Below are 17281 nucleotides of genomic sequence, written 5' to 3'. Positions count from 1 at the left end.
GTCAGTCCCGGGTGACGCCGTGCATGGCCGACGTCTCGGGGTACGTCGGCACCTGGGGCTTCTGGGCGCCGATGATCACGCAGAACAGCGCGTCCTTGTCGCCGTTGTTCTTCAGGCTGCGCGGGACGCCGGCCGGCACGACGATCATGTCGCGGTAGCCGAGGGTGCGCGTGACGACCTGGCCGCCGCGGTGGATGCCGACCTCGACCTCTCCCTCGAGGACGAAGAAGGCCTCCTCGGCGTCGTGGTGGGTGTGCTCGGGGCCCTCCGCGCCGGGCGGCAGCAGCATGTTGGAGAACGTGAAGCCCTGCGACTTGATGGTGCGGTTGTCGTTCTCGTGGTTGCCGGTGGCACCGGAGCCGACGTAGCGGATCTGGGCGCGCTTGAACTGGTCGCCGGCCTTGGCCTGGAAGCCGAGGGTGTCCCAGTCCTCGTGGCGCGTGGCCTGGGTGAGGATGAGCGAGTCGGTGAACTCGGCGAGGTCGTCGGCGGTGTCGTACTGCAGGGTCATGGGATCTTCCTTTCGTGGAGGTCGGTCGCGGGCGCTGCCGCGGCCAGGAGGTCGGCGGCGCGGGCGAAGCCGCGCAGCCAGGCGTTGACCAGGGCAGGACGCTCCTGGTTGGCGAGGTGGCCGGCACCCGGGACGAGCACCAGCGCGGAGCCAGGGACCAGCGCCGCGATCTCGCGGGCCCGCTCCGGTCCGGTCACCCGGTCCTCGGCGCCGGCCATCACCAGCGTGGGTGCGGTGATCCGGACCAGGTCGTCGGTGAGGTCGGTCGCGGCCATCACCTCGGCCGCGCAGGCATACCCCGCCGGCCGTACGGCGGCCGCCATCGTGGCGACGACGTGGTCGACGAGCGCGGGATCGGCATCCGGCGCCAGCAACCGCGGTCCGCGCTGGCGGGCGAAGTCGCCGGCGCCGAGTCGCACCAGGTCGCCCGACCGCTCGCGCATCTGGGCCGCGCGCACCGGGTCGACGCCCGAGCCGAGGCTGGCGCCGATGACCGTGAGGCTGCGGACCAGGCCCCGGTGGGCCGCGGCGGCGCGCAGGGCGAGCACTCCTCCCCAGGAGACCCCGACCAGGTGCACCGGCTCGTCGCCGAACCGGTCCCGCGCCAGGGCGGCCACCTGGTCGACGTACCCGTCGAGGTCCAGGGCCACGTCGGGGTCGGAGGACGCGGCGTACCCGGGGGCGTCCCACGCGACCATCCGCAGCTCGTCGGCGAGCGCGGACAGCTGGGGGCCGAAGGCCAGCGACGACGACCCGATGCCGTGCAGCATCAGCGTCGGCGCGCCGGTGCCGGCCTCGCGGAACGCCAGCACCTAGACCACCCCGCTGGGTCGGCCCACCAGGGCGGCCAACGACCGGAGGACGGCGTGCGGGACGACGCCGCTGGTGCGGGGGTTCTGCGGCGAGGGCAGGTTCTCGATCTCGAACGAGTACCGACCCGCCGCGCCCTCGGCCACGACCCGGTGGCAGGTCAGCTCGGCGGCGGGGTCGGCGATCAGCCGGACGTCGACGAGGTCGAAGTCGCCGACCACCCAGCCCAGCGTGGCCGCGACGTTGAGCGAGCGCGGGAAGAGCCGGGTCGCCTCGCGGGCGTTGCCGCGGAACACCTCGACGGGCTCGGTCGCGACCCGCAGCAGGTCGGCGTCGTGGTCGTCCATCCAGGGCTGCACGAGCGAGGTGGGCAGCTTCGTGGTGGTGACCTCGACCCGGGTCAGCGGGCCTTGGGCAGCGGCGGACGAGAGGATGTCGAGCCCGCCGATGGCGCCCGCGGTGAGCAGGAAGCGGCCCGGTCCGGCGGCGCGGACCGCCGCGGCCACCTCGGGATCGGCCAGGGCGCCCACCGACGTGATCAGCAGGTCGATCCCCCGCTCGAGGATGCCCACCGCGCTCTGCGCGATGACGGCCTGGCCCGCGCACTCGACGACCACGTCGGCCTGGTCGAGCGCGGCCTCCAGCCGCAGCTGGGGAACTCCGAGATCACCCACCGGCTGCGGATCGACGACGGCGACGGGGACGACGTCCGGCACGTCACCGCGCAGCAGTGCGGCGACCACGCTGGCGCCGATCGCCCCGCCACCGATGATGACGGCACGGATCGGGGTGTCCACCGGGGCACTCATGACGCCACCACCGGATCGGCCACCGCGCCACGGTCCTCGACGCCGGCCATGTGCGTGCGCACGTCGGTCGACGGCGGGCCGGCGGTCCCCCACAGGTCGGACAGCTCCGGGACCCGGCGCCAGACCCGGCACAGCCACTGGTCCTCGACGACCTGCGCGACGTCGGAGGTGTACTCGCACACCAGGCCGGCCGGGTCGGCGAAGTAGGAGAAGGTGTTGTTGCCCGGTCCGTGGCGGCCCGGGCCCCACAGCGGTGTGATGCCGTGGTGCTTGAGTGAGCCGATGCCCCGCATGAAGTGGTCCATCGAGGCCATCTCGTAGGCGACGTGGTTGACCGAGGTCCAGGCAGCCTGGTTGAAGGCGATGCTGTGGTGATCGGTGTTGCACCGCAGGAAGGCCATCTGGTGCTCGGACCAGTCGGAGACCCGCATGCCGAGGACCTGGGTGTAGAACGCGACCGCTCGGTCGATGTCGACCGTGTTGAGCACGACGTGGGTGACCCCGATCGGGACGGGGAGGTCACGGCTGCGCGGCGCCACCGAGTGGACGTCGCAGCTGAGCTCGATCCGGCGTCCCTCCGGGTCGACCAGGACCAGGCCGTAGCCGGCAGCGGCGTCGTCGAGCGGCCCGGGCTCGCGCAGGAGCGGGACGCCCTGCGCGACGAGCCGGCGGGCCGCCGCGTCGACCTCGGCCGGCGTACGGACGGCGAAGCTGATCCGGCCGAGCGCGTTGCGCTCGGAGCGGCTGAGCTGAAGCACGTGGTGGTCAGGGCCGGAGCCGCGCAGCCAGGTGTCGTCGGTGTCCTTCTCGACGACCGAGAGGCCCCAGACCTCGGAGTAGAAGTCGCTGCAGGCGGTCACGTCCGGGACACCGAGCTGCACCGACCGCAGGGAGTGCAGTCGCACGACGGGCTGGTTCATGACTCCTCTTTTCCTTAGGACTTAATCTTTAAGTGTTTACTTACTTACTGTCAAGCATGTTGGGTGGAAGAAGTCGGCCGATCGTGGCTAGCATCCGCGTCATGGCTCCCCAGGACGCTGAGGCAATCGAGACGGCCGACGCACTGTCGGACGTCGATCGGTTCGTGCAGCAGTGGCGCGAGCAGCGCCCCGACCTCGACCCGTCCCCCATCGCCCTGTTCGGGCGCGTGCACCGCGTCTACCTGCGCTACCAGGCGGTCATCGCGAAGTCCTTCGACGACTTCGGCCTCAATCCGGCCTCCTTCGACGTGCTCGCGGCCCTGCGCCGGGCCGGCGAGCCCTACCGGATGTCCGGCACCGAGCTGGCCGCCGAGTCGCTGCTGTCCTCGGCCGGCGTCACCTTCCGGCTCGACAAGCTCGAACAGGCCGGCCTGATCACCCGGATCCGCGACACGCACGACCGCCGGGTCGTGCACTCGCAGCTCACGCCGGAGGGCCTGGCGCTCATCGACCAGGTCATCGCCATCCACCTGGCCAACGAGCACCGCCTGCTGGCCGGCGTCGGTGCTGCCGACGCCGACCAGCTGGCCGCGCTCCTGCAGCGGCTCGAGGACTCGATCCTCGCCGCGCAGGAGTAGCGGCACCGGAGTCATCGGCCGCGGTCCGCGCCGATCTGCGCGGCAACGGCCCGCAGGTGGGCGACGCTGTCGAGCACGAACCGTTCGCGCTCCTCGTCGTCGGCCGGTTCGGCGAGGGAGCTGAGCGAGCGCCGCTCGCCACGGGCAACTGCGTCCTCGTAGCCGCGGGCGAGCCGCACCAGCTCCGCGAGCTCGACCGTCGTCATGTCCGGCTGCCCGGCGTGCCACAACGGGTCGTGGATCGGGATCGGCAGCTGGAAGCGCCGTCCCATGATGCCCTCGATCGACAGCGCCTTCCGGGGCGCATCGAGCAGTGCCGTCATCAGCGCCGGCCAGTCGATGACACCCTGCCCGCAGGGCGCGAGCACCCGGCACAGCCCCTGCTCGGTGAAGAACAGGGCACCGTCACGGACATGGGTCTGCCGGGTGTACGGCGCCACGCGTCGCGCCGCCGCCACCGGGTCCTCCCCGCGGATCAGCACGTTGGCCGTGTCGAAGGTGATACCGAACGCGTCGGCGCCACCCTCCTCGACCAGCCGCACCAGCTCGAAGGTCGTGATCTCCTCGTGCGTCTCGATGTTGAGGTGCGAGCCGTGCTCCCGCAGCACCGGTGCGATCTCGGCCATCACCTTGCCGGTCGCGCGCAGCTGGTCGTTCCACGTGACATCGGTCCGGTACCGGTCGCAGGCCAGGCGGCCGGCCAGGTCGAACTTGTAGTTCGCCGTGGCCGCCCAGATCTCGTGGATCCCCGCGTCGGCGCAGGCCGCCACGATCCGCTCGATGCCTGCCAGGTAGTCCCCGTCACCGAGGGCCCGGATCTCGGGCGCCTCCGGGGCCGCGAAGGGGTTGATCTTCGCGGCCCCGACCTCGAGGTACAGGCCGAGGTCGTCGGCCTGCTCCCGCAGCGCGCGGAGCTCGCCGACATCCAACGTCGGGCTGAGCTCGAGCGCCGACCGGAAGAACACGCCTTCCAGGCCGGCCTTCGCCGCCTTCTCGAGCAACCACGCGGCATCGGTGCCCGCGGGGGCCGGGAACTTCGAGCTGTCCGTGCCGATCCGGAACCCGAGGTCACTCGTCATCGAGGACGTCCTCGCCCTCACCGGACAGGTCGACGAGCCCGCGGCGGAACACGTTGTGCGGGTCGTACTCCCGCTTCACGGCGACCAACCGGTCGTACTTGTCGCCGTAGGCGTACCGCGCCGCGCTCTCGTCACCGGCCACGCTGGTGAAGTTGATGTAGGTCCCGTTCTTGTACGGGTCCATCTCGGCGTCGAAGCCCGACACCCAGTCCATCAGCTCCGGCGCCTCGGACGGGAACTCCCACTCCGCACCGGCGCTGGCCATGAACTTCGCTGACGTACGGTCGCTGGTGGAGGTCGCCATCGGGTCGACGCGCGCCGCCTGCCCACCGCGGGGGTAGAGCTGGTAGGGGCAGGCGAAGTGCGGTGCGATCGTCGAACGAGCCTGCAGCGGCCGGCCGGGGTAGGCATCAGACCACTTGAGGACGGTGTCGATCGCCTCGTCGGGGAACTCGTTGAGCATGCTGTTCTTCCAGTACCGGCGCACGCCGTAGCGGAAGTCGTCGTCGCAAGCGCGCTGCAGCTCGACGTGGGGCACCTGGTACTCGGTCTGCCACACCGGCGAGCCGGCACCGATCATGCCGTCGGTCAGCCGGCGGCCCTCGTCGGCGTCGCCCCAGTGGATGGTCGCGACCGAGACGACCTGGCTCCCGCGGTACTTCGCGGGCACGACGGTCCAGAAGTCCGGCACCTCGACAGTGCGGGCGTAGGTGACGACGTTGTCCTCGGCGTCGTAGCTCCAGTCACGGAAGTGCTGCAGGACCCGCTTGCGGTCCTCACCCACGTAGAACGCCTGACGCACGTTGGCCTTCATGGTGAAGGGCGTGGAGCGGAACGTGAACTTCGTGGCGATGCCGTAGTTGTGGCCGGCTCCGCGCACCGCCCAGAACAGCTCGGGGTGCTCGTTCTCGTTGACGGTGAGGATCCGGCCGTCGGCGACGACGAACTCCACCTCGACCACGTGGTCGGTGGTCAGGCCGTACATCCGCGACAGGTAGCCGGTGCCGCCGCCGAGGGTCAGCCCCGCGACGCCCGTGTGCGAGACCGTGCCCGCGGGGACGACGACACCGTGCTCGGCGCACGCGCGGTCGAGGTCACCCAGCCGGCAGCCCGCACCCGCGGAGACCGTGCCGGCGGCGTGGTCGAAGGTGACCTCCTTCATCGGGCCGGTGTCGAGCAGCACGGCACCGTCGATGACGGCGGTGCCCGCCAGGTTGTGGCCGCCGCCGCGGACGGTGACCTCGTAGCCGTTCTGCAGCGACCAGGTCAGCGCGCGGGAGACGTCCTGGGCGGTGCGGCAGGACACGATCGCCGCCGGGCTGCGGTCGATGTCGGCGTTCCAGACGTGCCGCTCGAGGTCGTAGTGCCGCTCCCCGGGCAGGATCACGGGGCAGTCCACGGCGCTCTTCAGCCCGGCGATGTCCGCCCGGGTCGCGTTCGCGGTCGTGCTCATGGGATGTACTCCTTCGTCGGTTGGGTGTGGTCTCCGGCAGCGGTGACGCTGCGGAGGTGCCCGGCACTTCGGCGGAGGAATTCCTCCCGCGTGAACAGCCCGCCCGCCCGCAGCAGCGCTGCGTCGGGACGATCGAATGAGCGGACGTGGTGCTCGTAGGCACCGACGCAGTCGAGGACCGCGCCAAGCTCGAGGGGATCCAGGTCGGGGTGGGCGGCCCGCCAGCGCGGGTCGTCGTGCCAGACCTGCATCGCCGGCTGGTGGGGACCCGCCGGCTCGATGGAGAGGTGGAGGCCGGGATTCGCCCCCAGCAGCACGCCGAGGACGTCGGCCCAGTCGATGACGCCGTCGCCGCAGGGCAGCAGGTAGCGGTCGAGTGCATCCGGACCCGCGACGATCGCGACATCGCGCAGGTGGCACATCCGGGTGTACGGCGCCACGCGGCGAGCCGCCGCCTCGGCTGTCTCGCCGTGCACGTAGACGTTCGCGGTGTCGAAGGTGACTCCGAGGACGTCGGGGCCGACCGCCTCCACGAGCCGCACCACGTCGTGCGTGGTGATCTCCTCGTGGGTCTCGAGGTTGAGGTGCGATCCGCATGCCCGAAGCACCGGTGCCAGCTGGTGCAGCAAGCCCTCCGTCGCGGCCATCTGGTCGCCCCAGGGCGCGTCACGGCGGTAGCGGTCGTTCTTGTGCAGCCCCGGGAGCCCGGCCTGGAAGTTGCCGGTCGCGGTCCACAGCTCGTGGCAGCCGATCGCCGCCGCGGCCTCGATCATCCGCTCCATGCCGGCGACATAGCTGCCGTCGCCGAGCCTCCGGATCTCCGGCAGCTCCGCGGTCATGTAGGGGTTGACCTTGCCGACCCCCAGCTCGAGGTAGAGACCCAGGCTCGCCGCAGCGTCGGCGACCTCGCGCAGCAACCCACCGTCGAGCGTCGGCGAGAGCTCGTACAACGTGCGCACGAGGACACCGTCCATCCCCAGCGCTACGGAGTCGGCGAGCACCTGCGGCCACGACGCGTCGACGGTGCCCTTGAGGGAGCGGTGCGGCGAGGGGAGCTTGACGTCGGCACCGACCAGGGCGTTCACGCCGTCCTCCGCTCGGTCGCGGCGGCCGCGCGCCGCGCGCGGTCCCGGTCCGGGTCGGGGATCGGGATCGCGGCCAGCAGGCTCCTCGTGTAGTCGTGCTGCGGGCGGTCGAACACGTCGGCACATGCGCCGTTCTCGACCACCACGCCGCGCTGCATGACCATCACGTCGTGGCACAGATGACGCACCAGCGCCAGGTCGTGGGCGACGAACACCACCGCCAGGCCGAGCTGCTGCTGCATGTCGAGCAGCAGGTTGACGACCTGCGCCTGGACCGAGACGTCGAGCGCCGAGACGGGCTCGTCGCAGACGAGCACGCGTGGACCGACGGCCAGCGCGCGGGCGATCGCGATCCGCTGCCGCTGGCCGCCGGAGAAGGAGCGCGGGAATCGGTCCAGCACGGTCGCGTCGAGGCCGACCAGCTCCAGCACCTCGACGACCCGGGTCCGGCGCGCCTCACGGGACGCGGCCATCCGGTGGATGTCCAGTCCCTCCCCGACGATCGTCTCGACGGTCATCCGCGGGTTCAGGCTGGAGTAGGGGTCCTGGAAGACCATCTGGACGTCGCGCCGGAAGCGGCGCCGGGTCGCGCGGTCGGCGCGCGCCAGCGGGGTGCCGTCGAAGAGCACCTCTCCGGCATCGGCCCGTTCCAGCCCGACGACGCACCGCAGCGTGGTCGACTTGCCGCTGCCGGACTCGCCGACGATGCCGAGGATGGCACCGGGACCGACGCTGAAGCTGACGTCGTCGACGGCGCGCGTCGCGTCACGTCGCGAGCCGAACGACCGGACCAGGCCGCGGGCCTCCAGGATCGGTGTCGCGTCGGTGGCGGTGGTGGTCATCGGTTCCCCTCCCCCGCGAGTGCGAGCGGGTGGTGGCAGGCGACGTCGGCGGCGCCGAGGCGTCGTACGTCGGGACGGATCTCGGTGCAGTCGGCGTCGGCACGGGCGCAGCGCGGGTGGAAGGCGCAGCCGCCGGGCCGCGATGTCGGCTGGGCCGGGCTGCCGGCGATCGGCGCGAGGGCGCCGTCCCGGTCGACCCGGGGCACAGAGGCCAGCAGACCTGACGTGTAGGGGTGGCGGGGCGTTCGGTAGAGCTCGCGCACCGGTCCGGTCTCGACCCCGCGGCCGGCGTACATCACCGCGACCCGGTCGGCGAAGCCGGCGACCAGGCCGAGGTCGTGCGTGATCAGCACGACGCCCATGCCCAGCTCCGCGACGAGCGAGTCGATCAGCGAGAGCACCTGCTCCTGCACGCGGACGTCGAGCGCGGTCGTCGGCTCATCGGCGATGAGCAGGTCCGGGTGGGCCACGATGGCCATCGCCAGGCAGACCCGCTGCCGCATGCCGCCGGAGAACTCGTGCGGGTAGGCCCGCATCCGCCGCTCGGCGTCCGGGATGCCGAGCCGGTCGAGGGTCTCGACGGCTCGCTTGCGAGCCTCGGCCCTGCCGACCCCGTGCACGCGCAGGGACTCCATCACCTGGCTTCCGATGGTGCGCACCGGGTTGAGGGTGGTCATCGGGTCCTGCAGCATCAGGCCGATCCGACGGCCTCGATGGGCCCGCATCTCGCGGTCGCTGAGGGCGAGCAGGTCGGTGCCGTCGAGGCGCACCTGGCCGGCGACCGAGGCACGATGGTCGAGCCGGAGCAGTGCCCGCGCGGTGACCGACTTGCCCGAGCCGGACTCGCCGACGAGGGCGACCCGCTCGCCGCGGGCCACGGTCAGGTCGAACCCGGAGACGATCTCCACGGAGCCGGCCGCACTCGGGTAGCTCACCCTCAGGTCGCTCACCTCGAGGAGCGGCCGGGGTGCGAGATCCTTCCCCGGGGCTGGGACGGGTACCTCCTGGTTGAGGCTCACGATGTCGAGACCTTTCATGCCAGCCCCGCGTCGGGGTGGTTGCGGTTGCGCAGCGAGTCACCGGCGAGGGCGAAGGCGAGGGCCGTGATGGTGATGAGCAGGCCGGGGACCACGGAGATCCACCAGGCGTTGGTGAGGTAGCGCGAGCCGGTCTCGACCATCGCTCCCCACTCGGCGCTCGGCGGCTGGGCGCCGGCGCCGACGAAGGAGAGGCCGGCCATGATCAGGGTGGCGCCGCCGATCTCCAGGGTGGCCTGGACGTAGACGCCGTCGAGCGAGTTGGGCAGGACGTGGCGCAGCATCAGCCGCCAACGGCTGGCACCGAGCACCCGGGCTGCCTCGACGTACGGCGAGGTGATCACGGTGCGCATCTCGGCGCGGGCGATCCGGGCGAAGCCGGGCCACCAGGCCACGACCATCGCGATGACCGCTGAACGGAGGCTCGGGCCGAGTGCGACGGCCACGCCGAGCGCCATCACCATGACCGGCAGCGACAGCGTGATGTCGCAGAACCTCATCACGATGTCGTCGACCCAGCGGCCGCCGATCGTGGCGATCGAGGCCACCAGGATGCCGATCAGCGCTGCGCCGGCGACGGCCATCAGGGCACCGAGGATGGAAGCCCTCGCGCCGGCGAGGGCACGGCTCAGCACGTCGCGACCGAGGCCGTCGGTGCCGAGCAGGTGGTCGCCCGAGGGCGCGCGGAGGGCTTGGCCGAGGTCGACCGAGTAGGGATCGTGGGGCGTCAGCAGCGGACCCACGACCGCGAGGACGAGCAGGGCGACGACGGTGCCGTAGGCGATCCGGTCGAGCCACGGCACCCGGCGGCGGGTACGGCGTACGCGCGGCACGGCGTGGGCGGCGGCAGCGGTGGTCATGCGGAGGCCCTCCGGGTCTCGAGGAGGCGGACGCGCGGGTCCGCGGCGAGCTGGACGAGGTCGACGGCCAGGCCGACGAAGGTGACGATCACGCCGACGACGAGCACCATGCCGATCACCGCGAAGGTGTCCTTCTGGGCGACGGCCTGGGTCAGGTAGCTGCCGAAGCCGGGCCGGCTGAAGACGGTCTCGACCATGACGGCGCCGCCCATCATCCAGCCGACCTGCAGACCGACCAGGGTGCTCACGGGGGCGATGGCGTTGCGCAGGCCGTGCTGCAGCAGCACGGTGCGCTCCGGCGCGCCCTTCGCCCGCGCCGCGGTGACGTGGTCAGCCTCGAGCGCGGTGATCATCGAGCCGCGGACGACCCGGATCACGAACGACATGAACGGGATCGCCAGCACCGCGGCCGGCAGCACCAGGTGGGCCAGTGCGTCGGAGAAGGCGGTGAGGTCGCCGGCGAGCAGGCTGTCGACGGTGAGGAAGCCGGTGCGTCGCGGCACCTCGACGCCGAGGGTCGAGACACCCGAGATGGGCACCAGGCCGAGCTTCCGGCCGATCAGGGTCTGGGCGATCATGGCCAGCCAGAAGGTCGGCAGGGCGCCGCAGAAGATCGCGGCCAGCCGCACCGAGTTGTCGGTCCGTGTGCGGTGCCGGGCCGCGGCCAGCACCCCGAGCGGCACGCCGCAGGTCAGGTTGATGACCATCGCGAGGCCGACCAGCTCGACGGTGTAGGGGATCAGCTGCTGCAGGTCGCCGAGCACCGGCTGGAACGTGAAGATCGACGTCCCCAGGTCGCCGTGCAGCAGGCGGCCGAGGTAGTTGACGTACTGCTGGAGGACGGACTCGTCGAGGCCCAGCCGCTGGCGCACGACCTCCACCTGCTCAGGGGTGGCCGTGACGCCAGCGGCTGCCTGCGCTTCGTCGCCCGGGATCGCCTTGATCAGGAGGAAGACGATGGTGACGACCCCCCACAGCGTCGTGACCAGCAGCGCGAGTCGTCGCGCGAGGTATCGGGCGAGAAGCGAAGGTGCCATCAGTCGGTCAGTCCTCGATCTGGTAGGTCTGCGGCATGTAGCCGGTGTGGGCGGGGTACAGCTCGACCCCCGTGACCGTCTTCGGTACGACGACCGTGGTCACCTCGTCCGCGACCGGCATCGACGCCGAGTCGTCGACCAGCGCCTGCTCGACCTGCTTGTAGAGGTCGCACCGCGCATCGGCGTCGCCGGTGGCGTTCGCCTCGTCGAGGAGCTTGTCGACGGCCGGGTTGCCGTACTGCCCGAAGTTCGTCGAGGTCTCGCGGAACTTCGAGTGGTAGCGCGTCGTCAGCAGGCTGCCCACGTCGGGCGTCGGCGGGTTGTCCCAGATGACCGCCATGTCCGGCGTCGTCGCGACCGAGCCGAGGGACTCGATGTAGGTCGGGTAGTCGACGGTCTTGAGCTTCACCGTCACCCCGAGATCCCGCAGCGTGGACTGCAGCGCGGTGGCCGCGTCGGCCTGCTCGGCGAAGATCGACTGGTAGGCGAGGGTCAGTTCCTTGCCGCTCGACGCGAGCCCCTTGAGCAGGGTGCGCGCCTGGTCGAGGTCCTGCTCGAAGGGCGCGATCTCCGGGCGACAGTCCATCACCGCCGGCGCGACACCCGTCGCGACGGCGCCGTGGCCGCCCAGGATGGTGTCGACGTGGGCCTGGTAGTCGTAGGCCAGGCGGATGCCCTGGCGCACCGACGGGTCGTCGAACGGCGCGCGCTGGGTGTTGAAGTAGACGTAGAGGCCCTGGGCCTTCGCGAGCTCGACCGAGGTGAAGTGGTCCTGCTCGAGGACGGTGGCCAGGTCCTGCGGCTCGATGCCGTCGGCGACGTCGATGTTGCCGGCGAGCATCTCCTCGCGCTGGGTGGAGCTCTCCGGGATCAGCCGGTAGACGATCTTGTCGGGGGCGGCGGCGTTGGCGTCGCCCGTGAAGTCGGCGTACTTCTCGAAGATGATCTGACGGTTCGGCTTGAAGTCCTCGAGCGTGTAGGGGCCGCTCCCGGCCTCGTGGGAGGCGAGCCAGGACTGGCCCTGGTCGGAGCCGGCGTTCTTCTCCACGAGGGCGGAGTTGACGACGTAGACCTTCGCGAGTCCGCCCAGGAAGAGCGAGGACGGAGCGGACAGGTTGATCTTGACCTCGGTCGGGCTGACCACCTCTGCAGAGGCGTAGTCGGAGAGGAACTGGGCGACACCGACGCCGAGGCCCTTCGCCCGGTCGAAGGTGTACTTGACGTCCTCCGCCGTCACGGGCGCACCGTCGTGGAACTTCGCGCCGTCGCGCAGTGTGAAGGTCACCGACCGGGCGTCGTCGGCGACGGTCCACGCCGTGGCCAGGCGCCCCTGCAGGGTGCCGTCGGGGTCGTAGTCGACGAGCGACTCGTACATCGGCACCACCGACTGGTCGACCGTGCTGTTGTCGGCCAGCACCGGATCGATGTTGGGCACCGTGCCATCGACGCCGAAGGTGAGGGTCGTGTCGCCGGCAGCACCCGAGCCGCTGGGATCGGCAGCACAGGCGGTGGCAGTCCCCAGCGCGAGGGCCGCCAGGCCGAGGCCGACCACCCTCTTCGTCCGAAAGGTTCTCACTCCGTGCTCCTTCTGTCTGTGTCCGCCTGTGAGCCAACTCACCCGGCGTGTATACATAGAACAGCACAGACAGCCGGAGCACCACAAGCCTTTCATCTAACTTTTTAAGCCCTTAAATAATGATTCACGCCTTGGTACGGTGGTTTTGGCCTCGAGAGACCGGCAACGGGATCCCGAGGTCGCGACCGCCACCAGTTCATTTGGTATACGAGGAGTCCGAACGTGACCGAGTTCCCCACCCTGACGACCGCCGAGCGCGACCGGCGCTACGCCGGCGTCCGCGCCCTCATGGACCGGGCGGGCCTCGACGCCGTCCTGGTCTCGGGACAGGGCCGCGACCAGCTCGACCGGTACCTGACCAACGAGGGCACCCGCAGCTACTGCGTGCTCCCACGCCACGGCGACCCGGTGTCCGTCGTACCGACCGGCAACATCACCCTGGGCCGGTACGACGAGCCCGGCAGCCGCTACGAGCGCTGGGTCACCGACCAGCGACTGACCCGCCCGGGGCACCAGCTCGGCGACGTGCTCGCCGACCTCGGCCTCGCCACCTCCACCATCGGCGTCGTCGGCCTCCGCAGCCGAGCACCGGCCAGCATCGCCGGCACCATCCCCTTCGGGACCTGGCAGCGCGTCCTGGACCGCCTGCCCGAGGCCAGCTTCGTCGACGTGCACGCCGAGTTCGAGCAGCTGATGCTGGTCCACAGCGAGGCCGAGCTGACGATGATCCGGCACTCGGCGGCGATCGGCGAGGCCGCGTGCGCGGCGATGATCGAGGTCGCCGGCGCGGGAGTCAGGGAAGCCGCGATCTCGGCCGCGGGCATGCAGTCGGTGACCGCCGCCGGCGGCCTGTGGCTCAACGGACCCCAGCGCAGCGGCGCGGAGCGGCTCGGCTGGGCCGGCCCGGACTGGCCCTGGATGGGCGGTGGGTCGAGGGTCCTGGAGAAGGGCGACGTCTACGGCGCCGAGCTGTTCACGCTCTACGGAGGCTTCGAGTCGCAGCAGCAGGTCGAGATCTCCGTCGGCCAGCCGGACGACGTCCATCGCCGGCTCGAGGAGGTCGCGGTCGAGGCCTACACCCGCGGCGTCGAGTACCTTCACGTCGGCGGAACCTTCGCCGAGCTGTGCGCGATCATGGAGCAGCCGCTGCGCGAGGCAGGAGCGTGGAACATGGGACCGGTCGTGCAGACCGTCTCGCCCGTCATCTACAACGGTGCGACCCACGTGGGGATGGACCTGCAAGCCGGGCTGGCCGGCGTTCCCCTCCCCCACACGACACCGCGCGACGGCGACTTCGTGATCGAGCCAGGTGTCGCCTTCGCCTTCGAGCCGAACGCCTGCCTGGACCGGTCTCGGGTGAGCATCGGCGGCACGGTGATCGTCACCGAGCACGGCGTCGAGGAGCTCAACTCCCTCTGCCTCCGGGTGAACGTGGTCTAGGCGATGCTCGACATCCATCACCCCGAGGGGGACGACGAGCTCACCGAGGACCTCCTCGTCGACCGCATCTACGCCGACCTCGTCGAGCGGATCGTCTCCGGCTCCATCGCTCCGGGCGAACGACTGCGCGAGACCCATGTCGCCGACATGCTCGACGTCTCGCGGGTTCCCGTCCGCGAGGCGCTGCGGCGCCTCGAGTTCGACGGCCTGGTCGAGATCCGGCCACGCCGCGGCGCGACCGTGCGGCAGTTGACGATCGCGGACGTCGAGGAGCTCTTCGACGTCCGCGAGGCGCTGGAGGTGCTGGTCGCCCGGCTGGCGGCGCGACACATCAACGAGCACGGCATCGCCCTGCTCGAGGAGGCTCTCGCGCGGTCCGGGGACGCCCACCGGACGGGCGACGAACGACACGTCGCGGCCGCGACCTCCCAGTTCCACGAGGTGATGCTGGACCTGACGGGCAGCAGCCTGCTCAAGGCGCTGATGCGGGTGGTGTCGGGGCGGGTGCACTGGCTGTTCCGGCTGACCACCTTCCGCGGCGACCACGGCCACGGCGCCGAGCACGAGGCGCTGCTCGACGCGATCCGCAACGGGGACGAGGAGATCGCCGCGGCGCTCGCGTACGCCCACGTGGCCCGCGGCCGGCGCCCGACGCTGGAGGCGCTCGCCTCTATGTTGGACGGGTGAGCCGACCGACGATCCTCCGCGTGCCCCCACTCAGCCCGCAGCTCCACGACGCCGTCGGTGAGCGGTACGACGCCGTCGACCCCGCCGACCTCCCGGCTCGCGCGGGCGACGTGGTCGGGATCGTCAGCAGCAACGCCGGGCAGGTCGGCAGCGACCTGATCGCGTCGCTGCCCAACCTCGGCGTGATCGCCAACCACGGCGTCGGCTACGACAACATCGACGTACCCGCTGCCCTGGCCCACGGGATCGCGGTCAGCAACACCCCCGAGGTGCTCGACGACGCGGTCGCCGAGACGGCGGTTGCCCTGCTGCTCGCCGTACGCCGCGAGATGGTCGTCGCCGACCGTTTCGTCCGCGAGGGCCGCTGGCCGGCGGGCGCGTTCCCGCTGACCGCGCAGGTCGCCGGCAGCCGGGTCGGCATCATCGGCCTGGGCCGGATCGGGCAGGCCGTGGCCACCCGGCTGGAGGCCCTCGGCTGCACGGTCGGCTACCACAACCGCAGCCAGGTCGCCGATGTCTCCTACGCGTACGCCGCCTCCCCGGTCGAGCTGGCCGCATCCGTCGACAGCCTCGTGGTCGTCGTACCCGGCGGATCCGCGACCGACGCGCTGGTGGACCGCGAGGTGATCGACGCCCTCGGACCGGACGGGGTGCTGGTCAACGTCGCCCGCGGCTCGGTCGTCGACCAGCCCGCGCTCATCGCCGCACTCCAGGACGGCCGGCTCGGTGGCGCAGGCTTCGACGTCTACGCCGACGAGCCGAACGTCCCGGCCGAGCTGACCGCCCTCGACAACGTCGTCCTGCTCCCCCACGTCGCCTCGGGCACGCACGTCACGCGGGCCGCGATGCGGGAGCTGACGCTCGCCAACCTCGACGCCTGGCTGGCCGACGGCGCCCTGCGTACGCCGATCCCGGAGATGTCGGCTCAGTAGCTGAACGACGTCGCGCCCTCCTCGCCGATCCACTCCCACATCGGGACGGTGCCGCCGATCTCGGCACCCTTGATCAGGTTCTCCGGGTCGAGCGCCTTCGCGTTGAAGCACAGCGGGCACACGAGATAGGTGCCGCCTGCCGCGAGGAAGCGCTCCAGCAGCTCGGGGAGCGACGGGCAGCCCTCGCAGGAACGGCCGACCGCGACGCCGGGTACGGCGAGGCGCACGGCCTCCTTGGTCAGGAACATCAGCGTCGGGCGTCCGTGCTCGGCCGCGCCGAGCGCGACCAGGAACGCCACGGTGACCCGCTCGGGGTCCTCCATCCCGGTGGCCAGGCTGACCACTGCCTTGTTCGACATCGTCGTCTCCTTCGTCGGTGCGGCGGGTGTTCGCCGATGCATCCGACGCTAGGAATCCGGGGCACCAGCGGGCATCGGTGCCGACGCGCAGTCGCGGCTGCTCACCAGCAGGCGACGCGTACGCGCAGGATCAGGACCGCGGGTCGAGCCCGAGGACCCGGCAGACCGCGGCGGCGCGCGCCGTCCGCCCGGACAGGCCGAGCTTGAGGTAGACGTTCTGGAAGTGCCGCTCGACCGTGCGCACGCTCAAGGTGAGGCGCTCGGCGATGGCGGTGTTGTCGAGGCCCTCGGCGGCGAGCAGCAGGATCTCGCGCTCACGGGCCGACAGGTGGTCGACCGGTACGACGACCCGGTCGGCGGCGAGGAAGCCCGCCACCTCGGCGCGGAACACCGGCCAGGCCGGCTCGTCCGCGAGCAGCACGTGGTTGCGGGAGTCGAGCATCACCAGCCGCGCGTCGGGGATCGCGGCCGCGAGACGTGGCCCCCATCCGGGCGCGACCCGGTCGCCCTCGGCGTGCAGGACCAGCGTGGGTGCGCTGATCCCCGGCAGCAGGTCGCGTACGTCGACCGCGTGGCGGGCGATCCGGCTGCACACCGCGTTCTCGGTGTTGGTCGAGGTGCGCTGCAACTCGTCCATCCAGGCCATCTGCTGCTCGGTGGCGTCGGGGATGAAGGCGTTCGTGAACACCCGCCGGAACAGCGGGTCCGGTCGCGCCCAGCCGGCGCGGATCATCGCCCGGAAGGCCTCCTCGGCGGCCTCGTCCTCCTGCTGGATGCCGCCGCCGGCCATGCCGCCGTACAGCACCAGCCGGCTGACCTGGTCCGGGTGCGCATTCGCGTAGGCGACAGCGACCGGCGCCCCTCCCGACATCCCGAGCACGGCGAACCGGTCGAGCCCCGCGGCGGCGACCAGGGTCTCGAGGTCGGCCAGGCGGCGCTCGAGGGAGAAGTCGGAGACCTCCCACTCGGAGAGCCCGAACCCGCGCTCGTCGTACCTGATGACGGTGGCGACGTCGCCGAGGTCGTCGAGGAAGTGCCGCCACACCGGGCTCTGCCAGTCGTGCTGCAGGTGGCTGAGCCAGCACGACACGATGAGCAGCGGCGGACCCGAGCCGTGGCGCGCCCACGCGATCCGCACACCGTCGTCGGTGCGGCAGAAGCGGACCTCCTGGGTCACGGCACTCGCCACGAGCGAAGCGTACGCCC

18 protein-coding genes are annotated in these 17281 nt (G+C 71.4%); 4 read left to right on the top strand and 14 right to left on the bottom strand.

Annotated elements, in window-relative coordinates; translation table 11 throughout:
- Nucleotide 1 precedes the first annotated feature (1 nt).
- From ACZYRU_RS08660 to ACZYRU_RS08645, 4 genes are read right to left on the bottom strand one after another with little or no spacing between them, the layout of a single operon-like run.
- The gene (locus ACZYRU_RS08660; protein WP_488956680.1) at nucleotides 2–511 is read right to left on the bottom strand and encodes a cupin domain-containing protein; all 510 of its coding nucleotides are present in this window, start codon (nucleotides 509–511) and stop codon (nucleotides 2–4) included.
- The gene (locus ACZYRU_RS08655; protein ID WP_488956679.1) at nucleotides 508–1323 is read right to left on the bottom strand and encodes an alpha/beta fold hydrolase; all 816 of its coding nucleotides are present in this window, start codon (nucleotides 1321–1323) and stop codon (nucleotides 508–510) included. Before ACZYRU_RS08655 ends, ACZYRU_RS08660 begins: the two co-directional genes overlap by 4 nt.
- Nucleotides 1324–2130 carry an aspartate dehydrogenase domain-containing protein gene (locus ACZYRU_RS08650; protein WP_488956678.1) on the bottom strand — a complete coding sequence of 269 codons (807 nt, stop codon included), beginning with the start codon at nucleotides 2128–2130 and terminating at the stop codon, nucleotides 1324–1326.
- A complete protein-coding gene (locus ACZYRU_RS08645) occupies nucleotides 2127–3050 on the bottom strand; it encodes a VOC family protein (protein WP_488956677.1) in 924 nt (307 codons plus the stop codon). The genes ACZYRU_RS08650 and ACZYRU_RS08645 overlap by 4 nt, the downstream gene beginning before the upstream one ends.
- 101 nt (nucleotides 3051–3151) lie before the next feature.
- Here ACZYRU_RS08645 and ACZYRU_RS08640 point away from each other — a divergent pair, with 101 nt between their 5' ends.
- Nucleotides 3152–3688, top strand: coding sequence for a MarR family winged helix-turn-helix transcriptional regulator (locus ACZYRU_RS08640; protein ID WP_488956676.1), 537 nt, complete (start codon nucleotides 3152–3154; stop codon nucleotides 3686–3688).
- Between the two features lie 11 nt (nucleotides 3689–3699).
- Here ACZYRU_RS08640 and ACZYRU_RS08635 read toward each other — a convergent pair whose 3' ends face one another.
- From ACZYRU_RS08635 to ACZYRU_RS08600, 8 genes are all read right to left on the bottom strand, one after another.
- Nucleotides 3700–4767 carry a sugar phosphate isomerase/epimerase family protein gene (locus tag ACZYRU_RS08635; RefSeq protein ID WP_488956675.1) on the bottom strand — a complete coding sequence of 356 codons (1068 nt, stop codon included), beginning with the start codon at nucleotides 4765–4767 and terminating at the stop codon, nucleotides 3700–3702.
- Nucleotides 4757–6220 carry an FAD-binding oxidoreductase gene (locus ACZYRU_RS08630; protein WP_488956674.1) on the bottom strand — a complete coding sequence of 488 codons (1464 nt, stop codon included), beginning with the start codon at nucleotides 6218–6220 and terminating at the stop codon, nucleotides 4757–4759. The genes ACZYRU_RS08635 and ACZYRU_RS08630 overlap by 11 nt, the downstream gene beginning before the upstream one ends.
- Nucleotides 6217–7305, bottom strand: coding sequence for a sugar phosphate isomerase/epimerase family protein (locus tag ACZYRU_RS08625; RefSeq protein WP_488956673.1), 1089 nt, complete (start codon nucleotides 7303–7305; stop codon nucleotides 6217–6219). The genes ACZYRU_RS08630 and ACZYRU_RS08625 overlap by 4 nt, the downstream gene beginning before the upstream one ends.
- The gene (locus tag ACZYRU_RS08620) at nucleotides 7302–8147 is read right to left on the bottom strand and encodes an ATP-binding cassette domain-containing protein (protein ID WP_488956672.1); all 846 of its coding nucleotides are present in this window, start codon (nucleotides 8145–8147) and stop codon (nucleotides 7302–7304) included. The genes ACZYRU_RS08625 and ACZYRU_RS08620 overlap by 4 nt, the downstream gene beginning before the upstream one ends.
- Nucleotides 8144–9097 carry an ABC transporter ATP-binding protein gene (locus tag ACZYRU_RS08615; RefSeq protein ID WP_488956671.1) on the bottom strand — a complete coding sequence of 318 codons (954 nt, stop codon included), beginning with the start codon at nucleotides 9095–9097 and terminating at the stop codon, nucleotides 8144–8146. Before ACZYRU_RS08615 ends, ACZYRU_RS08620 begins: the two co-directional genes overlap by 4 nt.
- Nucleotides 9098–9180: 83 nt before the next feature.
- Entirely contained in the window at nucleotides 9181–10044 is an 864-nt protein-coding gene (locus ACZYRU_RS08610) for an ABC transporter permease (protein ID WP_488956670.1), read from the bottom strand.
- Nucleotides 10041–11081: an ABC transporter permease gene (locus tag ACZYRU_RS08605; RefSeq protein WP_488956669.1), complete on the bottom strand. Its 1041-nt coding sequence runs from the start codon at nucleotides 11079–11081 to the stop codon at nucleotides 10041–10043. The genes ACZYRU_RS08610 and ACZYRU_RS08605 overlap by 4 nt, the downstream gene beginning before the upstream one ends.
- Nucleotides 11082–11088: 7 nt before the next feature.
- Complete coding sequence (locus tag ACZYRU_RS08600) at nucleotides 11089–12657, bottom strand: ABC transporter substrate-binding protein (protein ID WP_488956668.1); 1569 nt, start codon at nucleotides 12655–12657, stop codon at nucleotides 11089–11091.
- A 222-nt stretch (nucleotides 12658–12879) separates the two neighbouring features.
- Between ACZYRU_RS08600 and ACZYRU_RS08595 the strand changes: the two genes are divergently transcribed.
- From ACZYRU_RS08595 to ACZYRU_RS08585, 3 genes are read left to right on the top strand one after another with little or no spacing between them, the layout of a single operon-like run.
- Nucleotides 12880–14097, top strand: coding sequence for a M24 family metallopeptidase (locus ACZYRU_RS08595; protein WP_488956667.1), 1218 nt, complete (start codon nucleotides 12880–12882; stop codon nucleotides 14095–14097).
- Nucleotides 14098–14100: 3 nt separating this feature from the next.
- On the top strand, nucleotides 14101–14784 hold the full coding sequence (locus ACZYRU_RS08590) for a GntR family transcriptional regulator (RefSeq protein WP_488956666.1): 684 nt from the start codon (nucleotides 14101–14103) through the stop codon (nucleotides 14782–14784).
- Nucleotides 14781–15716 carry a 2-hydroxyacid dehydrogenase gene (locus ACZYRU_RS08585; protein ID WP_488956665.1) on the top strand — a complete coding sequence of 312 codons (936 nt, stop codon included), beginning with the start codon at nucleotides 14781–14783 and terminating at the stop codon, nucleotides 15714–15716. Before ACZYRU_RS08590 ends, ACZYRU_RS08585 begins: the two co-directional genes overlap by 4 nt.
- On the opposite strand, the gene ACZYRU_RS08580 is transcribed toward ACZYRU_RS08585, so the two are convergent.
- Nucleotides 15710–16075 (bottom strand): DsrE family protein, encoded by a 366-nt coding sequence (locus ACZYRU_RS08580; protein WP_179726815.1) that lies wholly within the window; start codon nucleotides 16073–16075, stop codon nucleotides 15710–15712. The genes ACZYRU_RS08585 and ACZYRU_RS08580 overlap by 7 nt on opposite strands.
- Nucleotides 16076–16205: 130 nt before the next feature.
- The gene (locus tag ACZYRU_RS08575) at nucleotides 16206–17264 is read right to left on the bottom strand and encodes an alpha/beta fold hydrolase (RefSeq protein ID WP_488956664.1); all 1059 of its coding nucleotides are present in this window, start codon (nucleotides 17262–17264) and stop codon (nucleotides 16206–16208) included.
- Nucleotides 17265–17281: the final 17 nt, after the last annotated feature.

The sequence above is a fragment of the Nocardioides sp. F233 genome, assembly GCF_057813895.1.
The sequence above is the reverse complement of the archived record's forward strand: the minus strand, read 5'-3'. Positions and strand labels throughout refer to the sequence as shown.

What these genes read in the sequence shown, in the direction of transcription:
- ACZYRU_RS08645 (WP_488956677.1), bottom strand. Translation starts at nt 3,050, where the DNA reads ATGAACCAGCCCGTCGTGCGACTGCACTCCCTGCGGTCGGTGCAGCTC.
- ACZYRU_RS08630 (WP_488956674.1), bottom strand. Translation starts at nt 6,220, where the DNA reads ATGAGCACGACCGCGAACGCGACCCGGGCGGACATCGCCGGGCTGAAG.
- ACZYRU_RS08620 (WP_488956672.1), bottom strand. Translation starts at nt 8,147, where the DNA reads ATGACCACCACCGCCACCGACGCGACACCGATCCTGGAGGCCCGCGGC.
- ACZYRU_RS08610 (WP_488956670.1), bottom strand. Translation starts at nt 10,044, where the DNA reads ATGACCACCGCTGCCGCCGCCCACGCCGTGCCGCGCGTACGCCGTACC.
- ACZYRU_RS08605 (WP_488956669.1), bottom strand. Translation starts at nt 11,081, where the DNA reads ATGGCACCTTCGCTTCTCGCCCGATACCTCGCGCGACGACTCGCGCTG.
- ACZYRU_RS08635 (WP_488956675.1), bottom strand. Translation starts at nt 4,767, where the DNA reads ATGACGAGTGACCTCGGGTTCCGGATCGGCACGGACAGCTCGAAGTTC.
- ACZYRU_RS08660 (WP_488956680.1), bottom strand. Translation starts at nt 511, where the DNA reads ATGACCCTGCAGTACGACACCGCCGACGACCTCGCCGAGTTCACCGAC.
- ACZYRU_RS08650 (WP_488956678.1), bottom strand. Translation starts at nt 2,130, where the DNA reads ATGAGTGCCCCGGTGGACACCCCGATCCGTGCCGTCATCATCGGTGGC.
- ACZYRU_RS08590 (WP_488956666.1), top strand. Translation starts at nt 14,101, where the DNA reads ATGCTCGACATCCATCACCCCGAGGGGGACGACGAGCTCACCGAGGAC.
- ACZYRU_RS08580 (WP_179726815.1), bottom strand. Translation starts at nt 16,075, where the DNA reads ATGTCGAACAAGGCAGTGGTCAGCCTGGCCACCGGGATGGAGGACCCC.
- ACZYRU_RS08640 (WP_488956676.1), top strand. Translation starts at nt 3,152, where the DNA reads ATGGCTCCCCAGGACGCTGAGGCAATCGAGACGGCCGACGCACTGTCG.